The following is a 20,572-nucleotide window of genomic DNA, read 5'->3' on the forward strand; positions in this document are numbered from 1 at the left end:
TTTTCCTTATTCAGCCCAAAGGGCTGTCTGAATTGCTTTCCAGCTTTCCTTGTCAGGCGCGACGAGTATCCCGCCGCCTGTATGTGACGGCAGATACGGGCTTTCATCCCAGCGCGCGAGATATCCGCCTGCTTCCTGATGAATGAGCGCACCAGGTAAATGATCCCATGGCATCAGCTTGTTATAGACCGCAAAATGCGCGCCACCGGTCGCGATAATGCGATATTCATGTGCGGCACAGCGATAGCCGATTTGTGACAGGAACTTCGTGTGATTGCGCGCAAGACGCGACCGTGTCGGCTCGGCTGTATATTGCCAGGAAACCGATCCCGTCATCTGCGATATATCCGCAGCTTCTGCCACGCGCACGGGACTCGTGGAACCATCTAGGTAGCGGATATGACTACCACCGCCTTTTGCGGCCAGTATCCAGTCCTTGCCAACCGGATCATAAATAATACCGGCAACCGTTTCACCCTTCGACACAACTGCCAACATCACACCAAACAGCGGAACGCCTGATGCGAAGTTAAAGGTGCCGTCAACCGGATCAATGGTGAATGCAAGTTCCGCATCGCCGAGGCCATTCAACAGCGTTTCATCGTCGGAACAAGCTTCTTCGCCAACAATCAAAGCGCCGGGAAAGCGTTCATTGAGACGTGCTGTGATATAGCGTTCTGCGTTTACATCGGCTTCGGTCACGAGGTCTGCCGGAGAGGTCTTCTGGCGAATATCACCCTGCCCCAACTGCCGAAAGCGCGGCATGATTTCTTCGTTTGCGGCGTCTGCGAGAAGGTCAGCCAACCAATCGATCTGATTTTCATCAAACTTCACTGTCATTCTCCATATCACCACCCGCCGTCAGGCCAGCGAAATCAAACAGGTTGCGATCAAGCAGATGGCTTGGGCGCACGTTAGTCATGGCGCGGATCATCGTATCCTTGCGGCCAGGCATACGCTTTTCAATGTCGGTCAGCATCGCCTTCATTGCATTGCGTTGAAGACCTTCCTGACTGCCGCACAGATCGCACGGAATGATCGGAAACTCCATCGCCGTGGCAAACTTTTCGAGATCTTCCTCAGCTACGTACGCAAGCGGACGGAACACCATCAGATCGCCATCGTCGTTGAGAAGCTTTGGTGGCATGGCCGCGAGACGACCACCATGAAACAAGTTCATGAAGAAGGTTTCGAGAATATCTTCTCGATGATGACCGAGAACGATTGCAGAGCAGCCCTCTTCACGCGCGACGCGATAAAGATTGCCACGACGCAATCGCGAGCAAAGCGAGCAATAGGTGCTCGTTGCAGGCAGCTTCTCAGTCACAATCGAATAAGTATCCTTATATTCGATGCGGTGTTCGATGCCGTAATTGTTCAGAAATTCAGGCAGAATATGTTTTGGAAAATTCGGTTGCCCCTGATCCAGATTGACCGCCAGCAATTCCACCGGCAGCAAGCCACGCCATTTAAGATCGAGCAGCAAAGCAAGCAGACCGTAAGAATCCTTGCCGCCTGAGAGGCACACCATCCAGCGCTCACCGGGCTTTACCATGGCGAAGTCATCAACAGCCTGACGTGTCAGCCGCAACAGGCGCTTGCGCAGCTTGTTGAATTCGACCGACGTCGGCACATCACGAAAAAGCGGATGACAACCGTCAGCTCCGGCATCTTCAGCAATGTTTGGATCGAAAGCGTTCATAGTGCTTCCTACGAATGAGAGAAATTTAGACCTACATACAAAAAAGCCGCCCTTGGGGGAACCAAGGGCGGCCATTTATTTCTGCAGACTGAGCTAGAGGCTCAGAATTAACGCGAATAGAATTCGACGACGAGGTTTGGTTCCATCTGAACTGCGTATGGAACGTCACCCAGAACTGGAACGCGTGCGAAGGTTGCAACCATCTTGTTGTGATCGACTTCAACGTAGTCAGGAACGTCGCGTTCTGCGAGCGAAACTGCTTCGAGAACAATAACGAGCTGCTTCGACTTTTCACGAACTTCAACAACGTCACCAGCCTTGAGGCGGAACGACTGAATGTTGACGCGGCGACCGTTCACGTTCACGTGGCCGTGGTTGATGAACTGGCGTGCAGCGAAGATCGTTGGAACGAACTTTGCGCGGTACACAACCGCATCCAGACGCGATTCGAGCAGGCCGATGAGGTTTTCACCGGTATCGCCCTTGCGGCGAGCTGCTTCGTCATAGGTCTTGCGGAACTGCTTTTCCGAGATATCGCCGTAGAAGCCCTTGAGCTTCTGCTTTGCACGGAGCTGTACACCGAAGTCGGACAGCTTGCCCTTACGGCGCTGACCGTGCTGGCCTGGGCCATATTCACGACGGTTCACAGGGGACTTCGGACGGCCCCAGATGTTTTCGCCAAGACGGCGATCAATTTTGTACTTAGCGGATTCGCGCTTGCTCATCGCATTTCCTTTAAAAAGTTGGTGCGCCTTGCGGCACAGATAGGAAACGCGCCCTCCTCTGCCCTTGTTTTACAAGGACTGACAGAATGAAGCGCGCAGCTGCGATCTTCATCCACGGGACACGTCAAATGAAACGCCGGAGTGTTTAGGCTCCAGCGATGGCGGCTTTTAGTCATGGAGGTGTCATCTTGTCAAGGCTGAAGCCCTGATTTTCGGCCATTTCAGCCGTTTATCGCGCATCCAGAAAAGTGTGAAGCCATTTTCGGGTACATACGCGTTGATATCCCCCCGAAGACTAAATGCAACGATCTGCCATCAAGTGTGAAGGAACGACAAGCCCTCCTTCGACATTAGGCCATAGCGCTCGCTATCAAAAGAGGTGAACATGGCCGTTTCTTTCTCTTTCTTTCAAAAGATTATTATCACCTGTCTCGTCGCCGTCGCTATCACGATACTCCCCGGTGAAAACATGACCGGACCTACAACGGCAAATGCACAGAACCTCATTGAAAGGGTGTTGAGCGGTAACGCCAAGCAGTCGTCTGCCAAAAAACACTCAAAGAAAAAACGCAATACGAAGCGCCAGCAATCAAAGGCCCCCTCTTCGACCCAGAGCAAGGCGTTACCATCCTCCAACATAGTTCCGGTGCCAACGCCTGCCCCGGCACGTGAAGAGACAAAAGAGCCTGCACCAGTGGTGCCTGTGCCTGCGCCCGCCGATGCAACGCCATTGCCTGAGAAAAAACCCGAACAACCTATGAAACAATCCAAGCCCGTTGATGAACAGCCTGAGCCAAAAAAGGCCGAACGTATCTATCAGGTATCGTGTCCAGCATTGATGGCAGGCGACGTGGAGGGGAAGCTTTTGCCACCGATCGAAGATGGCTCGCAATGCAGGGCGCTTTCGCCGCTCTCACTCACTGCTATTGGCAAAAATGAACCTGTAAAATTTGCAAATGCAGTCACGACAAACTGCGCCATGGCCGTCACACTCGCTGAATGGTCTACAAACGTCAAAGATGCCGCTAAAAAAGTGTATGGCGATAGCGTCAAGATCACCGAAATTGGCACTGGATCGGATTATCAATGTCGCAACGTTAATGGCGCATCCACCGGCCGTGTTTCTGAGCATGCATTCGCCAATGCGCTCGATATCATGTCGTTCAAATTCTCGGACGGGTCTAAAACTGAACTCGAAAGCGGCTGGAACGGATCAGAAAAAGACAAAGCGTTCTGGCGTGCTGTGCATGGCGCAAGTTGCAAGCTTTTCATGACCGTGATCGGACCAGATGGGGATGCGGCACATCTTACAAACATGCATCTGGATCAGGGTTGCCACGGCAAATCCTGCCTTGCTCGAATCTGCCAATAAGATATTCTCGAGCTGGTATGATATTGAATCGAGTGTGGTTTACGGATTTGAAGTTCCTAAACGTGGATGCAACACAAATGATGGGAACTTCAAATCCACCACACTAGACGGGGGACATCATTAAAAAGCCCAAACTGCCTTTCTAATAGCATCGTCATTATCGATTTTGCTCACTGCACTTTTGCGCGGTGACCTTTCAAAGGAAACGATCCATGAAATCGACCAAAATTATACTTTCGGCAATTTTTACTCTTGGCATCGCGGGCGCGGCTCATGCAGACGCTGTACCGAAACGCTCCAAGGATTTCACTGGCAACTACCAGACCCTCGTGAAAGACCAGCAAGCGTCGCCACAAGTGGCTGATTGCATCGCCAGCGCCTATGATTACGTTAAGAAGAGCAAGAAATATGATCGTCTCGGCTTCACCAAGGACGATATCGCTGCTGCCACAACCAATGACAAATCATCGAAGTTCAGCGCGAAAGACGCGAGCAAGGTTTCTGCCGTTATTTCAGTACCCGGAGAAGCCCGCACCAAAAGCGGCGGCACACAATGGGATACGATCACCCTGCGCTGTGGCATAACTGGCGGTAAGCTTAAGGCAATTGAATTGGCACCCGGAAAAGGCGCGTAATAAGCGCTGGTTGCTCCGGCTATCAGAGCAGCTGATGTTAATCAGTTGCTCTTTTTGTCTGAGACGTGTTCTGGCAGGCCTTTATGTTTGGTCTCAGCAAACTCTTCGAGCTCTTTCTCGGTCATCGATTCGTACATTTCTTTTGAAGCGCCGATCAGCTCGCTTTTCTTGATCTCGCCACGCTTGGCGGCAAGAGCGGCACCTGCAGCTTTTTGCTGAGCCTGTGATTTTGCTGGCATTGTTCTTACTCCCTTTGCTGGGAGAGTAACGAATGCGCCGGTATCAGGTTCCCTATTCTTCGACACCGCCATCAAAGCGTGAACGAGCTTCGCGCATTTCCTTACGATTCTTGACCGCCCACTGGCCAAGAACATCAATCGGCACCGCCAGCGAGTGGCCAAGCTCGGTCAGCGAATATTCAACCTCTGGCGGCGACGTTGGACGGACATGGCGCGCCACAAGCCCATCACGCTCAAGCGAACGCAAGGTGACAGTAAGCATCCGCTGGGAAATCCCTTCAATAGCACGACGCAATGCATTGAAACGCATCGACCCCGTTTGCAAATTGAAAACAACGAGGATGCTCCACGTATCACCGACCCGGTCGAGAACTTCGCGGATAGGACATAAGCCTTCGCCATCGGGGTCAGACTGAAACGCAGCCGTCGATGACAATAGCGGCGCTTTAGCATCCGGGCGTGTGTTGATCGTCATTCTATCTCCTTGGGCAAACTTCTGGCGCTTCATTCTCGACTGATCGCCCTTGCCAGCGGCGCGGTTACTTCCATGTACCCTAATCATGAAAAAGTGCGTTCTTCACAAGGCTCGTCGTATCGACTACCTAGTTACCATAAAGAACCTGATTATTAAATATCACTTCTCCAGTTGGAACTGAAAGGAAACTGTCATGGCTAAAATCGCACTGATCGGCGCTACGGGTTTTGTTGGCACTGCCGTTCTCAAGGAAGCCGCATCGCGCGGCCATAGCGTAACCGCGCTCGTCCGCAATACGGATAAGGTTGCGAAACTCGATAATGTTACTGCGGTGAAGGCGGACATATTCGACACCGATACGCTCGCAAAGCAGATTGCAGGGCATGACATCGTCATTTCTGCGTTCAATCCCGGCTGGGCGGACGCCAACATCCGTGAAAACCACATCAAGGGTAGCCGTTCCATCAATGAAGCTGCCAAAAAAGCAGGTGTTAAGCGTCTCATCGCAGTAGGCGGAGCCGGTAGTCTCGCGATCAAGGGCCACCAGCTTGTGGATTCCCCTGAGTTCCCTGCCGAATGGAAAGAAGGCGCACTAGGTGCACGTCAGGCATTGAATGAGTTGCGCGAAGAGAAGGACCTGGACTGGACCTTTGTCTCTCCTGCAATCATCCTCCAGCCCGGCGAACGCACAGGCAAATATCGCCTTGGTGCAGACGAGCCTGTTTTTGACGACAAGGGCGAAAGCAAAATCTCCGTAGAAGATCTGGCCGTTGCAATCGTGGATGAAGCAGAACAAGGCAAGCAAATTCGGAAGCGCTTCACCGCAGCATACTAAAACCATCTATTTCCGGGCGGGCAACCGCCCGGTTTCCTCAAGGTAACCCAATCACCTTTCAGTGCGTTCTTAACAAGCAGCATGAGTCATCTTAACTAGGTTGCGACAGCCAACGAATTGATGGAACGCCATGGAACTCGGTATTTATACATTCGGCGATATCGGGCCTGATCTCGAAACCAATCGCCTCCTTTCGCCGCAACAGCGGCTCAACAATCTTATTGAAGAAATCGAGCTTGCCGATCTGGTGGGTCTTGATGTTTTCGGTGTGGGCGAGCATCACCGCCCAGACTATGCCGTTTCTGCGCCACCAATTGTGTTGGCAGCAGCCGCATCGCGCACCAAAAACATCAAACTGACCAGTGCCGTGACGGTTCTCTCGTCCGATGATCCGGTACGCGTTTATCAGCAGTTCTCGACGCTTGATCTCATCTCCAATGGTCGCGCCGAAATCATGGCCGGACGCGGGTCGTTTATCGAATCCTTCCCGCTGTTTGGATATGATCTCGACGATTACGACACGCTTTTTGCTGAAAAACTCGACCTCCTCCTCAATATCCGGGAGAATGAACGCGTAGACTGGACCGGAACTACGCGCCCCGCAATTGATGGACGCGGTGTCTATCCCCGTGCCTTCCCGGGCTCTTTGCCAGTATGGCTTGCGGTTGGTGGGACGCCTGCCTCGGTGGGTCGCGCAGCGCTTCTTGGCTTACCGTTGGCAATTGCCATTATTGGCGGATACCCGGAACGCTTTTCACAGCTGACCGATTTCTATCGCGAGGCTGGCCTCAAGGCCGGTCATACCCCTGAAAAGCTCAAAGTTGGAATAAACTCACACGGCTATATTGCTGAAAACTCTCAACAAGCTGGCAATGAGTTTTTCGACCCTTACTCTCATGTGATGAGCAAAATCGGGCAGGAACGCGGCTGGCCACCAACCACTCGAGAACAATTTGATGCCATGTGCCAGCCGCGCGGTTCGCTGCTTGTCGGTAGCCCTCAGCAGGTGATCGATAAAATTCTAACCCAGCACAGCTATTTCAAACATGATCGTTTCTTGTTGCAGACCGCCCTTGGTAACCTGCCGCATAAGCATACAATGAAATCGATAGAGTTGTTCGGGACCAAGGTTGCGCCAGAAATACGCAAAGCATTGAACCTGAAAGCATCTGCATAAAGAAAAAACCGGCCAATCACCATTGGCCGGTTTTTCATTAAAGCGCGTTTCGATCTGATTGGATCAGATCGGCGCTCTAATTATCTGTTTTAACGCGCATCTTTGTCCGAAAACCGTTTCACACTTTTCGGGACGCGCTCTAAACCAGTTCGACTTCCACGACACCGGGAATTGCCTTCATGGCGCTGGCGATTTGTGGACTGACGCGATAGCGGTGCGGAAGTTCGATCTCGACTTCGCGCTGGCCTTCTTCCTTGATCACGATAAGGCTCACCTGACCGTCACCACGCGTGTTGAAATGCGGCACGATACTTTTAACCGCCTCTGCAGAGCGCAGATAAAGCCTCAATGCCTTCTGCATCCGACACGCTTCATCTTCGAGAGACTGGACCGTCTGGATGCGCAGACCAATGCCTTCTGGACGGTTTTCAGCAGCAACAGTTATCACCACCGATTTGCCGCTTTCGAGAAGATCGCGATACTGCGCAAGACCTTCCGAAAAGAGCACGGCTTCAAACTGACCACTGGCATCCGAAAGCTGCACGATACCCATCTTGTTGCCAGTGCGAGTCTTGCGTTCCTGACGGGTCGTGACAGTGCCTGCCAGACGCCCGGCATTTGCACCGCGCTTCACAGCAGCCGAAAAATCGGCCCAGCTCTGAACGCGCATACGGTCGAGAACCTGACGATATTCATCCAGCGGATGAGCGGACAGGTAAAAGCCTACCGCCTGAAATTCACGATGGAGCTTTTCTGACGGCAGCCAGGGTGCTGCCTGTGGCAGGATCAATTGTTCTTTCGGTGCTCCCGAAAGGCCGAAAATATCTGACTGGCCACTTGCTGCATTTTCCTGCGTGCGCTGTGCAAAGCCCATGATGCGGTCCATGCCGGCGCTCATAGCGGCTCGATCACGCCCGAAGCAATCCAGCGCGCCTGCATTGATCAGGCTTTCCGTCACACGTCGATTGACGATTTTCGGATCGATCCGCTCGCAAAAATCCTCGAGACTTTCAAAAGGCTTCTCAGCCCGTACGTTGACGATGTGGTCTACAGCCGCTTCGCCAACGCCCTTGATCGCCGCCAGCGAATAGAAAATCTTTCTTTCGCCCACCTCAAATGTGCGGAAGGAAGTCATGACGGATGGTGTCACGACATCGATACCCAGACGATTGGCCTCGCGCCGGAAGTCATTGAGCTTGTCGGCGTTGGACATATCGTAGGTCATAGACGCGGCGAGAAACTCGACCGGATAATGCGCCTTCATGTAGGCGGTCTGATAAGACACGATAGCGTATGCTGCGGCGTGAGACTTATTGAAGCCATAGTCGGCGAACTTGGCCAACAGGTCGAAGATCATATTCGCCTGCGCCTTATCGACACCGCCTGCAATCGCCCCTTCGACGAAACGAACGCGCTGCTTGTCCATCTCCACGCGGATCTTCTTACCCATGGCGCGACGCAGAAGGTCAGCTTCACCGAGCGAGTAGCCCGAAAGCACCTGCGCGATCTGCATTACCTGCTCCTGATAAACGATAACGCCTTGCGTTTCCTTGATCAGGCCATCAATTTTCGGGTGAATAGAGGCGATTTCCTCCTCACCATTCTTACGCGCATTATAGGTCGGGATATTCTCCATCGGACCCGGACGATATAGGGCCACAAGCGCGATGATGTCTTCAATGCGGTCGGGACGCATGCCGAGCAGCGCCTTGCGCATGCCCGCACTTTCCACCTGAAACACACCGACCGTCTCCCCGCGCGAAAGCATTTCATAGGTCAGTTCATCATCAAGAGGCAGGCGCGTAAGGTCGATTTCAATGCCTTTACGGGCGACAAGCTTAACCGCTGTTTCCAGCACAGTGAGCGTTTTCAGGCCAAGAAAGTCGAACTTGACCAGCCCCGCTTGCTCAACCCACTTCATGTTGAACTGCGTAACCGGCATATCCGAGCGCGGATCGCGATACATTGGCACGAGTTCAGAAAGCGGACGATCACCAATCACGATACCGGCGGCGTGCGTTGAGGCGTGTCGGTAAAGACCTTCCAGTTTCAGCGCCATATCGAGAAGACGGCCAACGACCGGTTCTTTTTCGCGCTCCTCGTTGATCTTCGGCTCTGTCTCAATAGCCTGCGCCAGAGAAACTGGGTTGGCAGGATTTTGCGGTACCAGCTTACAAAGACGATCCACCTGCCCGTAAGGCATCTCGAGAACGCGGCCCACGTCGCGCAGCACAGCGCGCGCCTGAAGCGTTCCGAAAGTTATAATCTGTGCGACCTGATCGCGCCCGTATTTCTCCTGCACGTAGCGAATGACTTCTTCGCGACGTTCCTGACAGAAGTCGATATCGAAATCGGGCATCGATACGCGGTCTGGATTGAGAAACCGCTCAAACAGCAGCGAGAAACGCAGCGGATCAACGTCAGTAATGGTCAATGCATAAGCGACAAGAGAACCGGCACCCGAACCACGCCCTGGCCCAACGGGAATGCCATGCGACTTCGCCCATTTAATAAAGTCCGCAACGATTAGGAAGTAACCCGGGAACTTCATGCGGGTGATAATGCCAATCTCGTAATCGAGACGTTCGGAATATTGTTCTTCCGTATATCCTTCAGCAAGACCAGCTGTTTCGAGCCGCATCTTCAAGCCTTCACGCGCCTGTCGGGCCAGCTCCTCTGCTTCGGCCTCAATAGCTGCTTCCGGATCGTCAGATTCGCCAGTAAAGCGCGGGAGAATTGGCTGGCGTGTCTGTGTGAACCAGCTGCAACGCTCTGCAATTTCAATCGTATTTTCGAGCGCTTCCGGCAGATCGGCAAACAGAGCCGTCATTTCGGTGCGGCTTTTAAGATGATGGTCGGGCGTCAGACGGCGGCGATCATCATTGGAAAGGATTTGTCCCTCAGCAATAGCGAGCAGCGCATCATGCGCCTCAAAGTCCTCCGCCTTGAGGAAGAAGGCTTCATTGGTTGCCACAAGCGGCAAGTCCATCGCATAGGCGAGTTCAACGGTCTTCGCCTCAAGCCCGCGGTCATAGCCTGATTGACGCTGCAATTCGACATATAGCCGATTGCCAAAAGCTTCTTTCAAGAAAGTTAGACGCGCTTCTGCACGGTCCGGGCGATCTGCAGCAAAAGCCCGTCCGATTGGACCGAGCTGTCCACCCGAAAGCACGATGACGTCATCGGACAAGCCGGACAGCCAGCTTGCATCAATGTGAACCGGATCGCCCGATGGGGTATCGAGGAATGCACGGCTGACGAGCCTTACGATATTGGCATAGCCCTCTTCGGTCGAAGCGAGCAAAACGATAGGCGCCAAATCAAGGACCAGTCGGCGATTGGCACTACGGCTATTATCGTTGTGATCGCCGAACCCTACGTCCAGTTGGCACCCGATAATTGGCTGCAAGCCATCTTTCGAAGCCTTCTGGGCGAATTCCAGAGCGCCAAAAAGATTATTGGTGTCGGTTATCGCGATGGCCGGTGCTTCATCGGCAATCGCCTGTTTGATGATCTTGCCGACGGGCAGAGCACCTTCGAGCAAGGAATAGGCAGAATGTACCCGCAAATGAACGAAACGAGGTGACGACTTGCCCTCGCCCGCTGCAATGCTTGCTGTATCACTCATTCTATTTCCCCGATCTATGCAGAGCTGATAGCACCGCCATAACATGATAGCGAAATCATGTTCCGGCGCAAACCGAGCACGTCTCAGTGAATGAGAGCTGCACCCGGTAACGGGCGACTCTTATCGCCCACTACGCCAGTTTCGGGGAATACGGCAACGATGTCCAGAGCGACGGTCGTTACAATCAACGGGGTTCACAAGAGAACCCTTATCACGTTTTCAGATTACACTTACCCAGATGGCGAAAGTGGCAACGAACAGGCTGACGGAGACGAAAGACAAAACGTCGTAGACGAGATCGGTCATTGGAATAACTCCTCTTTGTTCACGTATGTTTATTTTTTGTTCCATTTTTGTTCTAATGTCAACACCTGCCTTAATGGCCACGTGTATTTAAGGTTTATGAAAAATAAACGTGCAATCGCCGGCAGCGTGGCTGTCGGCGTTGAACAAATGAGATATGTGGGAAATTGCTTTGATACCGCACGGCAGAAACGCTTCCCGCCTCGCCATATGCTTACAGCGGCTCCAGTTGAGATCGAATTGTTGGAACCACTGTTACTATTTGTTTGTACGCATTTACCTCACGCAATACCGCTTCGCACTTTTGGCTCAAACGCTATGATCAGACGTCGACGACCTTGCCTTCGCGAAGCGTCACGCGACGATCCATACGGCGGGCCAGTTCGTGGTTATGCGTCGCGATTAATGCTGCAAGCCCCGACTGGCGCACAAGAGCCTCCAGAGCACCGAAGACATAAGACGATGTCGTCGGATCAAGATTGCCCGTTGGCTCATCAGCCAACAGCACCAGAGGCGCATTGGCAACTGCACGCGCAATCGCGACGCGCTGCTGCTCACCACCGGAAAGCTCTGACGGACGATGGGACGCGCGCTTGCCGATCTTCATATAGTCGAGCAGCTGCTGTGCCCGTGCTGATGCTGCCTTCTGCGGCAAGCCACGGATCATTTGCGGCATCATCACGTTTTCGAGTGCTGAGAATTCCGGCAACAGATGATGGAACTGATACACGAAGCCAACATCGTTTCGGCGGATAGCCGTGCGTTCATCTTCAGAAAGCGTGCTGCACGAGCGACCATCCAGAATAACGTCGCCGCTGTCCGGACGCTCCAGCAGACCCGCAGTATGCAGCAAAGTCGACTTGCCCGCACCAGATGGTGCAACGAGCGCCACCATCTCACCACGACGCAAAGTGAAACTCGCATCCTTCAGGATAACCAGTTCACGATCGACTTCCTTATAGGCCCGGCTCACATTTTCCAGGCGCAGAATGACTTCAGCCGCCATTATTCATACCTCAGTGCTTCGACCGGATCGAGTTTGGCAGCGCGCCAGGCCGGAAAAATGGTGGCAATAAAGGAAAGGATCAAGGCCATCGCAATGACGGAAACTGTTTCACCGACGTCCATCTTTGCTGGAAGCGTACTCAAGAAATACAGTTCCGGATTGAACAATGTCGTGCCCGAAAGCCATGAGAAGAACTGTCGAATCCTCTCGACATTAAGACATACCACGACACCTAAAACCACACCGGCAAGAGTACCGGTCACACCAATCGCCGCACCAGTCATCAGGAATATACGCATGACCGCGCCACGCGTTGCTCCCATGGTTCTGAGGATCGCAATATCCCGCCCCTTGTCCTTCACCAGCATGATAAGGCCGGAGATAATATTGAGCGCAGCAACAAGCACGATCAAGGTCAGGATCATGAACATAACATTGCGTTCGACCTGTAGTGCCGAGAAGAAAGTCTGGTTGCGCTGACGCCAATCAACCAGAGAAATCTGCCTTGCCGCCACCTCCTCGACAGGCGCGCGCATCGCATCAACCTTGTCAGGATTGTCGACAAATATCTCTAGTGATTGCACCTTGCCTTCCTGATTGAAGAAAAGCTGCGCCTCTGAAAGCGGCATCATCACAATTGACGCATCATATTCCGACATGCCGATCTCAAAGATTGCGGCAATCGGATAGGCCTTCACGCGTGGATTGACACCAAAAGGCGTGACGTCACCATCGGGCGAGATAACGCGCAGTGAATCGCCAATAGAAAGGCCCAGATTTTCAGCCATACGGGTACCGATTGCCACGCCGCCGCTCTGATCGAAGCCCTTCAAGGTGCCCTGTTTTACGTTCGTGGAAACCAGCTTGAGCTTGTCCAGATCCTCTTCCCGAAGTCCGCGCACCAATGCACCGGTGCCAGCTCCGATGTTGCCCTGAACGAGAGCCTGCCCCTCGACCACAGGAATAGCGAACTGGACGCCCTTGATACCATCTATGCGCTGGATGAGGCTCGCATAATCATCAAGCGGCCGATCCATCGGCTGCATGATGAGGTGGCCATTGATACCCAGAATGCGGGTCAAAAGCTCGGCACGAAACCCGTTCATCACCGCCATAACGATGATGAGCGTGGCAACACCAAGCATGATGCCGGTGAAAGAAAAACCGGCAATGACCGAAATAAACGTCTCGCGGCGGCGCGCTCGCAAATAGCGCCATGCGATCATCCGCTCAAAGGCTGAGAACGGACCGGAAGAAGGCGCCTTGCTCGATGCCTTCTGCTTGCCATCAGATTTTGCTGCCGCCGCATTGCTCATATTTAAGCCGTCAACAGGTTGATTGCCGCTTCAACAGTGAGGTTCTGACGCTCACCCGTCTTGCGATCCTTAACTTCGACTTCACCCGCGGCAACGCTGCGTGGACCGACGATCACCTGATAAGGCAGACCAATCAGATCAAGGGTTGCGAATTTGGAGCCCGGACGGTTGTCCGTGTCGTCCAGCAGCGGATCGAGGCCAGCATTAGTGAAGGCTTCGTAGAGCTTTTCGCTCACGCCATCACAACCTTCGTCACCTGGCTTCATATTGACAATGCCAACGCCGAACGGTGCGATTGCCTTTGGCCAGATGATGCCTGCTTCATCATGCGAAGCTTCAATCGCGGCAGCAACCAGACGCGATGGGCCAATACCATAAGAACCCATTGATACAAGGTGGTCCTTGCCATCAGGCCCCTGCACTTTCGCACCCATTGGTTCGGAATACTTGGTGCCGAAATGGAAGATATGACCAACTTCGATACCCCGAGCCGAAACCTGATCGTCGGCTTTCACCGCAGACCATTCTGCTTCGTCGTGCATTTCATCAGTTGCCGCATAAGGCGTTGTCCAGCGTGTAACGATATCCGTTAGCTGCGCATCATTACGGAAATCCGTATCAGCACCTGGAACCGCCAGATCGAGATAAGCCTTGTCGCAATAAACCTGACTTTCGCCTGTTTCCGCGAGAATGATAAACTCATGAGAAAAATCGCCACCGATCGGGCCGGTATCGGCACGCATCGGGATCGCCTGCAGGCCTACGCGGGCGAAAGTGCGCAGATAGGAAACGAACATACGATAATAAGCCATTTTCGCGCCCTCATAATCGAGGTCGAACGAATAGGCGTCTTTCATCAGGAATTCGCGCGAGCGCATTACGCCGAAACGTGGACGTACTTCATCGCGGAACTTCCACTGAATATGATAGAGGTTGAGCGGTAGATCCTTATAGGAGTGCACATAGGAACGGAAAATATCCGTGACCATCTCCTCATTGGTCGGACCGAAGAGCATATCGCGCTCCTGACGGTCCTGAATGCGCAGCATTTCCTTGCCGTATGCATCGTAGCGACCACTTTCGCGCCAAAGATCGGCGGATTGGATCGTCGGCATGAGAATTTCGTTGGCCCCTGCACGGTTCTGCTCTTCACGAATGATGTTGCAGACCTTGTTGAGGACCTTAAGACCAAGCGGGAGCCATGAATAGATGCCTGCCGACTGCTGCCGGATCATACCGGCGCGCAGCATCAACCTGTGAGAGACAATTTCTGCCTCCTTTGGGTTTTCTTTCAGAATGGGCAAAAAATACTGCGACAGACGCATCGTGACCACCGATCAAGAGAGAGATTGCCTGAGTATCAACTGAGTGTGTGTAGAATCAGGCAAAAATTAAGCAAACTTGGCGGTTTCATATCGGGTTATGCCGCTGTTGAAAACCCGCCTCTCCGCGCTTTACTGAGGAGCCTTTTTGCCGTCCACAACCATCATCGGCGACTTGTTAAATACAGATAAGGAAAGACTGCTGAAGGATTCACTTTAATTTTCAATGTATTATGTATCTGAGATATTAAAACAGAAAAAAATACGAAGGAAATATGACGACTCGAAAGATTTTTGGTGACAAAAGGTGTGCAGTCCGCTATTTTTTTCATCAACAAGCCTAACAACGGAATAGAACCGTTGTATCACGCGGTCAAAGTCTTGGGAGGATGGATCCAGGCGCGAAATTCCGCCGCCGCCAGTAAAATGGAAACGGGTCGAACGCGTATTCGACTAGCAAGGCGTGAGCCTTGCTTTTTTTTTGGCTTTATCGCGACTGCAATCTGCGAAACCGCAACGCTCAGCACAAGCCTTTAATATTCTTTTTACTTTTCTTATTTTCATCATGCTGAACGGCTGGCGTTAAAGCATTTGCAGCAAAAGTGGAAACCAGTTTTGCGTTCGGAAATGCGTAAAAAGAAATAGTTACAGCGGTTCCAACGATTAAACATCAACTGGAGCCGCCGTAAGCTTAGTTTAGATGCGCATCCATCTCGAAAAACTTCATTAAAATAAAGCATGTCGCTTCGCTAATTGTCTATCTATTCAAACAGTTATGCAGAAACAATAAGTTTTAGATTCACGGCATATTCTCAATAAAATGCGCCCACTGCCCAACGCAAAACGACGCCTAAATTTTAGGCGCCGCTCCGTCAAATCAGAAAAATAAGCACTATAGAACGACCGCTTTTACTTCAGATCAGGGAAGAAGTGCGGGATATCGTCAAGGCCGAAACCTTTGATCTGCGTCATGTAATAGTAAAGGCAGAAGATAGCCGTAGCCACCAAGGTTGTTCGCAGAAATGCAAGCCCGATGCGCGGCTTGGCAGGAGCGCTTGCAACCGTACCCAGTGTGACATCGTTTTCTTCTGCTTGCGTCCGCAGGCCGACAGGCAAAAGCGCAAACAGCGTCGTCCACCAGATGACAAAATAAATCGCGATGCCTGAAACCCAGGACATTATTATACCTCCTCCAGTTCGATCAGTGTCCCATTGAAGTCCTTGGGATGCAAAAACAGAACGGGTTTGCCGTGTGCGCCGATCTTTGGCTCACCATCACCGAGAATGCGCGCGCCTTCGGTCTTGAGACGATCGCGGGCAGCAATAATATCGGCGACCTCATAGCAAAGGTGATGCATGCCGCCAGATGGATTCTTTTCGAGGAAGGAGGCAATGGGTGATCCCTCACCCAATGGCTCAAGCAATTCGATCTTGGTATTGCCAACATCGATGAAGACCACCGTAACACCATGTTCTGGCAAGGCTTGTGGCGCTGTTACTTTCGCGCCCAATTGGCTGCTGTAAAGCGCGGAAGCAGCCTTTATATCTGGCACCGCGATTGCGACATGGTTCAGGCGTTCAAGCATCAGTGTCCTCCTCCCGAAAACAGAGCTACTTTATCCGGTTGATAAACACCGTCACTACCGGCTTTTTGCCCCATGCCTCATTTGTCGCAGAGCGAACAGCTCGGCGGACCGATTCACGAACCACTTCGAGATCTTTACGGCGCGCGCGTGGAATGCTGTCGATGGCCTCGATTGCCGCATCGAGCAGAATGTCTTCCATCAGATCGCCCTGCCCGTCTTCTTCCGGCAATCCGAAAGCCACGAGATCGGGTTCATCCATAATCTTGAAATCACGATCGAGCAGTACTGAAACAGCGACATGACCGACAAAAGCGAGCTTACGACGCTCTACCATGCCTATCTCGTCTTCGTCACCGATCAGCTTGCCGTCCTTGTAGATGCGACCAACCGGTGCTTCATCGATGATTTCGGCTTTGCCGGGTGCAAGACGCAGCATATCGCCGTCACGAACCTGAGCAATTTCTTCGATGCCTTCCATTGCACCAAGCGACCCTTGGGCAACCAGATGTGCTGCCTCTCCGTGTACCGGAACAAGAATTTTCGGGCGCACCCAAGAATACATGCGCTTGAGTTCATTGCGACGCGGGTGGCCGGAAACATGCACGAGCGCATCATCATCGCTGATTAGCTTGATACCCTGATCGATGAGCTTGTTCTTGATATCCAGAATAGCCTTCTCATTACCGGGAATAGGACGCGATGAGAAAATCACCGTATCGCCCGCCGACAGGGCGATGCTGCGCATTTCGTCTCGAGCAAGTTTTGCAAGCGCTGCGCGTGGCTCGCCCTGACTACCCGTCAGAATAACAACGACATTTTCACGCGGAATATAGCCGTAATCGTCTTCACTGAGGAACTCCGGCAGGCCTTCCATATAGCCAAGCTCGGTTGCCACAGCGATCGTGCGCTTCATCGAGCGACCGACCACCAACACTTGACGTCCGGCATCGCGTGCTGCTTCGGTAATGGAGCGGATACGACCGACATTAGACGAGAAGGTTGTAACAGCCACGCGACCGCGTGCATTTTCGATCAGCTCACGCAGGCTATCGCCGACTTGACGCTCGGAAGGAGATTCACCTTCGCGCATCGCATTGGTGGAATCGCAGATGAGTGCCAGAACACCCTGATCGCCAAGCACGCGAAACCGTGCTTCATCAATGAGCGGCCCCATCGAAGGATCGGGGTCCATCTTCCAGTCGCCCGTATGAACAACCGTGCCAAGTGGCGTGGTAATAGCTAGCGAAACGGGTTCAGGGATCGAGTGCGTAACGGCAATTGCTTCGAGCTTGAATGGACCGACTTCGAAAGTTTCGCCAGCCTTGAAGATCGTGACCGGGATTTCCGGTGCACCAAATTCAGACTGACGTTTTGCTTCAAGCAAGCCTGCCGTGAATGGTGTCGCGTAGACCGGCGCTTTCAAGCGTGGCCAAAGATCGAGCAGCGCGCCGTAATGGTCTTCATGCGCATGCGTAATGATGATGCCGCGCAGATTGTTCTTCTCGGCTTCAAGGAAGCGAATATCCGGCAGGATCAGATCCGCGCCGGGATGTTCTGGACCGGCAAAGCTTACGCCCATGTCGACCACGATCCATTCACGATTGTCTTCTGGACCAAAGCCATACATAGCCAGGTTCATGCCGATTTCGCCGACACCGCCAAGGGGCAGGAAGACAAATTGGGTCGATGGTGAGCGGGGCATAATGCCTCCCTGTTCTAACTCATGGTTTAGAGCGACGACTTGCCGAGTTGATTCAGCTTTACGCTCTAACTTTTTGATTCAACGCATAACCTTTAGCAAAAGTGTCTAACACCTTTTGAGCTATGCGCCGTAAGTTTTCGTTCTTTCGCCTGTCATCATGGGAAAACCTGTTCCCATCATTCAACGACACGCCCTAATTATGACCCTGTTGAACCGGCTGCCGATAGTTTGCAAGCCCGGAACAACGCGCACAGCGATCAATTGTGCACAATATTCACTCAGGAAACGGGTTTAACAGAGGCCGCTGTTCCAAAGTAAACGTCCCCAGCTGTCACCGGAACACGTGTACCGTCATCCTCGCGAATGACAAGCCGGCAATCCGAATCGATAGTTTCAAAAACGCCTTCGACAATGCGACCATTCAATTGCATCACAACAGGCTGACCAAGTCCGTGTGCCCGCTTGAGCCACAGCTCACGGATCGTGTTGAGGCCACGGCCATCATCCCAAATGCGATAATAATGGCACCATGCATCAGACAACGCCAAAAACAAGATAGTAGCATCGGCGTTACCGCCCAATCCGTTGATGGACGTCGCAGCGTAAGGCAAGCCATCCGGAGCGGCCACGACATTCGTGCCCATACCCACAGCAAGACCAAACAGGCCTTCGGCAAGCAACGTCGATTCCAGGAGAATACCGGACAGTTTTGCACCGTCAACGAGAACGTCGTTCGGCCATTTAAGCGCAACGTTCACGCGGGCCGCAACAGTCGATGGCAGAACCGCATCGACAGCATCGGCCAAAGCCAAACCAGCCACGAAACCTAAAGTGGCGGCAATCTTGGGATCAAAACGATCAACCAGAAGCAATGTTGCTGCAAGATTGCCTTCAGGAGCAGTCCATGTACGGCCGCGTCGGCCGCGTCCGCTCTCCTGCTTGGGAGAAACGAACCAGAGGCGTCCTGCATCGCCGGCATTCGCCCGCTCCAGCGCCTCTGCATTGGTAGAACCAACGACTGGAAAAAACTCCAGTCTGTATCCGTCTGCTAAAGCCGCAGGTGCCAGCGTGAAACCCATGCCATCACCTGCGGCTTTATTTATTGTCATGCTCAGAAGAACGTCTTGGCTGCAGTTTCAGCCAAACCGCCAAGCCAGCCGCCAATCAATCCATAGAACAGAACGAATGCACCCGAAGCGAGCAGTACCAGACGAAGCTCGATTGCTGGTGTAACGAAGGTCGTTACCGGCTCATCGAACCACATGATCTTGATCATGCGCAGGTAGTAGAACGCGCCGACAACGGAAGCGACAATACCGATGATTGCGAGCGGATACAGACCCACTTCAACGGCTGCGACGAAGGTGTACCACTTACCGAAGAAGCCAGCGAGCGGCGGAATACCTGCAAGCGAGAACAGCATCATGGTCATGATTGTTGCCATAACCGGATTGGTCCGCGACAGGCCTGCCAGATCTTCAATCTGCTCGACATTGCCTTCCTTTGTCCGCATGGACAGGATGAAAGCAAAGCTACCAAGCGTCATGACGAGATAGATCAGCATGTAAAGCGCAACGCCGCGAACACCAACAACCGTACCAGCTGCCAGACCAACGAGCGCATAGCCCATGTGGCTGATCGATGAGTAAGCCATCAGGCGTTTAATGTTACGCTGGCCGATAGCAGCAAAGGCACCCAGCACCATCGAAGCGATTGCGACGAAAGTAATGACCTGCTGCCAGTCGTGGGTGACAGGAGCGAAAGCGCCTTCCACAACACGAACGATCAGAGCCATTGCAGCCATCTTAGGGGCAGCAGCAAAAAACGCGGTTACAGGTGTTGGCGAACCTTCATAAACGTCCGGCGTCCACATATGGAACGGAACGGCAGAAATCTTGAAGCAAAGGCCTGCCAGAATGAACACCAGACCGAAGACCAGACCGAGCTGACGCTCGCCACCGGAAATGGAACTGGCGATTTCCGCAAAGCCGATATGACCAGTGTAGCCGTAAACAAGGCTGATACCGTAAAGCAGCATGCCCGAAGAGAGAGCGCCCAGAACAAAGTATTTCAGTCCGGCTTCTGTCGAACGAACGCTGTCACGATTGAAAGCTGCGAGCACATAGAGTGCGAGCGACTGCAGCTCGAGGCCCATATAAAGCGTCAGCATGTTGGATGCTGATACCATGATGAGCATGCCAAGCGTCGCAAGAACGATCAGCACTGGGAACTCGAACTTGTCGAACTTCTCTTCACGCGCAAAACCAACGGACATGACGAGCGTCACTATAGAGCCGATCAATGTCAGCACTTTCATGAAGCGTGCGAAACCATCGTTCACAAAGCTGCCGCCAAAGGCGATACCGTTGTGCGGGAAGATAACGACAAGAGCCAGTGCAGCAATCAAAACGGCGACAGCGAGCCCATTGACGAGTGTGGAGGCGCGCTCTCCGGAGAACACGCCGATCATAAGCAATGCCAGCCCGCTCAGCGCGAGGAGAACCTCGGGTGCTGCGAGAGACAGGGAAGCAATCAGGTCGGTTTGCATC

18 protein-coding genes are annotated in these 20,572 nt (G+C 52.8%); 4 read left to right on the forward strand and 14 right to left on the reverse strand.

The features are described from left to right. Positions 1-6: 6 nt before the first annotated feature. The 3 genes from QBD00_RS13025 to rpsD all read right to left on the reverse strand — a co-directional run bounded on the left by QBD00_RS13025 (position 7) and on the right by rpsD (position 2,427). Entirely contained in the window at positions 7-840 is an 834-nt protein-coding gene (locus tag QBD00_RS13025) for an inositol monophosphatase family protein (protein ID WP_412535023.1), read from the reverse strand. Then, positions 824-1,702: a tRNA 2-thiocytidine(32) synthetase TtcA gene (ttcA, locus tag QBD00_RS13030; protein WP_318579716.1), complete on the reverse strand. Its 879-nt coding sequence runs from the start codon at positions 1,700-1,702 to the stop codon at positions 824-826. Before ttcA ends, QBD00_RS13025 begins: the two co-directional genes overlap by 17 nt. 107 nt (positions 1,703-1,809) lie before the next feature. Then, positions 1,810-2,427 carry a 30S ribosomal protein S4 gene (rpsD, locus tag QBD00_RS13035; RefSeq protein WP_024897500.1) on the reverse strand — a complete coding sequence of 206 codons (618 nt, stop codon included), beginning with the start codon at positions 2,425-2,427 and terminating at the stop codon, positions 1,810-1,812. Positions 2,428-2,812: 385 nt separating this feature from the next. On the opposite strand from rpsD, the gene QBD00_RS13040 reads away from it, so the two are divergent. Further along, positions 2,813-3,799: an extensin family protein gene (locus tag QBD00_RS13040; protein ID WP_412535024.1), complete on the forward strand. Its 987-nt coding sequence runs from the start codon at positions 2,813-2,815 to the stop codon at positions 3,797-3,799. 212 nt (positions 3,800-4,011) lie between these two features. Further along, on the forward strand, positions 4,012-4,434 hold the full coding sequence (gene bspC / locus QBD00_RS13045; protein ID WP_095446459.1) for a type IV secretion system effector BspC: 423 nt from the start codon (positions 4,012-4,014) through the stop codon (positions 4,432-4,434). A 41-nt stretch (positions 4,435-4,475) separates the two neighbouring features. Here bspC and QBD00_RS13050 read toward each other — a convergent pair whose 3' ends face one another. Both QBD00_RS13050 and QBD00_RS13055 read right to left on the reverse strand, forming a co-directional pair. Continuing rightward, positions 4,476-4,673 (reverse strand): DUF3008 family protein, encoded by a 198-nt coding sequence (locus QBD00_RS13050; protein ID WP_094576906.1) that lies wholly within the window; start codon positions 4,671-4,673, stop codon positions 4,476-4,478. A gap of 52 nt (positions 4,674-4,725) precedes the next feature. Next, complete coding sequence (locus QBD00_RS13055) at positions 4,726-5,148, reverse strand: winged helix-turn-helix transcriptional regulator (protein WP_095446458.1); 423 nt, start codon at positions 5,146-5,148, stop codon at positions 4,726-4,728. Positions 5,149-5,341: 193 nt separating this feature from the next. On the opposite strand from QBD00_RS13055, the gene QBD00_RS13060 reads away from it, so the two are divergent. After that, positions 5,342-5,983 carry an NAD(P)-dependent oxidoreductase gene (locus tag QBD00_RS13060; protein ID WP_318579717.1) on the forward strand — a complete coding sequence of 214 codons (642 nt, stop codon included), beginning with the start codon at positions 5,342-5,344 and terminating at the stop codon, positions 5,981-5,983. Between the two features lie 130 nt (positions 5,984-6,113). Next, positions 6,114-7,160, forward strand: a complete 1,047-nt coding sequence (locus QBD00_RS13065; protein ID WP_318579718.1) for an LLM class flavin-dependent oxidoreductase — start codon at positions 6,114-6,116, stop codon at positions 7,158-7,160. A 139-nt stretch (positions 7,161-7,299) separates the two neighbouring features. Here the strand turns inward: QBD00_RS13065 and dnaE are convergent, their stop codons facing one another. The 9 genes from dnaE to nuoN form a co-directional block, all read right to left on the reverse strand. Beyond that, positions 7,300-10,788: a DNA polymerase III subunit alpha gene (dnaE, locus tag QBD00_RS13070; protein ID WP_318579719.1), complete on the reverse strand. Its 3,489-nt coding sequence runs from the start codon at positions 10,786-10,788 to the stop codon at positions 7,300-7,302. A 625-nt stretch (positions 10,789-11,413) separates the two neighbouring features. Next, complete coding sequence (locus QBD00_RS13075) at positions 11,414-12,097, reverse strand: ABC transporter ATP-binding protein (RefSeq protein ID WP_095446453.1); 684 nt, start codon at positions 12,095-12,097, stop codon at positions 11,414-11,416. Beyond that, positions 12,097-13,413 (reverse strand): lipoprotein-releasing ABC transporter permease subunit, encoded by a 1,317-nt coding sequence (locus QBD00_RS13080; protein ID WP_095446452.1) that lies wholly within the window; start codon positions 13,411-13,413, stop codon positions 12,097-12,099. Before QBD00_RS13080 ends, QBD00_RS13075 begins: the two co-directional genes overlap by 1 nt. A gap of 2 nt (positions 13,414-13,415) precedes the next feature. Next, a complete protein-coding gene (gene proS / locus QBD00_RS13085) occupies positions 13,416-14,738 on the reverse strand; it encodes a proline--tRNA ligase (protein WP_318579720.1) in 1,323 nt (440 codons plus the stop codon). Positions 14,739-15,644: 906 nt separating this feature from the next. Next, positions 15,645-15,914 carry a DUF1467 family protein gene (locus tag QBD00_RS13090; protein ID WP_095446450.1) on the reverse strand — a complete coding sequence of 90 codons (270 nt, stop codon included), beginning with the start codon at positions 15,912-15,914 and terminating at the stop codon, positions 15,645-15,647. 2 nt (positions 15,915-15,916) lie between these two features. Beyond that, a complete protein-coding gene (gene mce / locus QBD00_RS13095) occupies positions 15,917-16,321 on the reverse strand; it encodes a methylmalonyl-CoA epimerase (protein ID WP_095446449.1) in 405 nt (134 codons plus the stop codon). A 25-nt stretch (positions 16,322-16,346) separates the two neighbouring features. Beyond that, positions 16,347-18,023 (reverse strand): ribonuclease J, encoded by a 1,677-nt coding sequence (locus QBD00_RS13100; RefSeq protein ID WP_318579721.1) that lies wholly within the window; start codon positions 18,021-18,023, stop codon positions 16,347-16,349. A gap of 278 nt (positions 18,024-18,301) precedes the next feature. Further along, positions 18,302-19,102 (reverse strand): biotin--[acetyl-CoA-carboxylase] ligase, encoded by an 801-nt coding sequence (locus QBD00_RS13105; protein WP_318579804.1) that lies wholly within the window; start codon positions 19,100-19,102, stop codon positions 18,302-18,304. 32 nt (positions 19,103-19,134) lie between these two features. Continuing rightward, on the reverse strand, positions 19,135-20,571 hold the full coding sequence (gene nuoN / locus QBD00_RS13110; protein WP_095446447.1) for an NADH-quinone oxidoreductase subunit NuoN: 1,437 nt from the start codon (positions 20,569-20,571) through the stop codon (positions 19,135-19,137). Between the last annotated feature and the right edge of the window lies 1 nt (position 20,572).

The organism is Ochrobactrum sp. AN78 (assembly GCF_029909885.1).
GTDB classification, from domain to species: Bacteria; Pseudomonadota; Alphaproteobacteria; order Rhizobiales; family Rhizobiaceae; genus Brucella; species Brucella quorumnocens.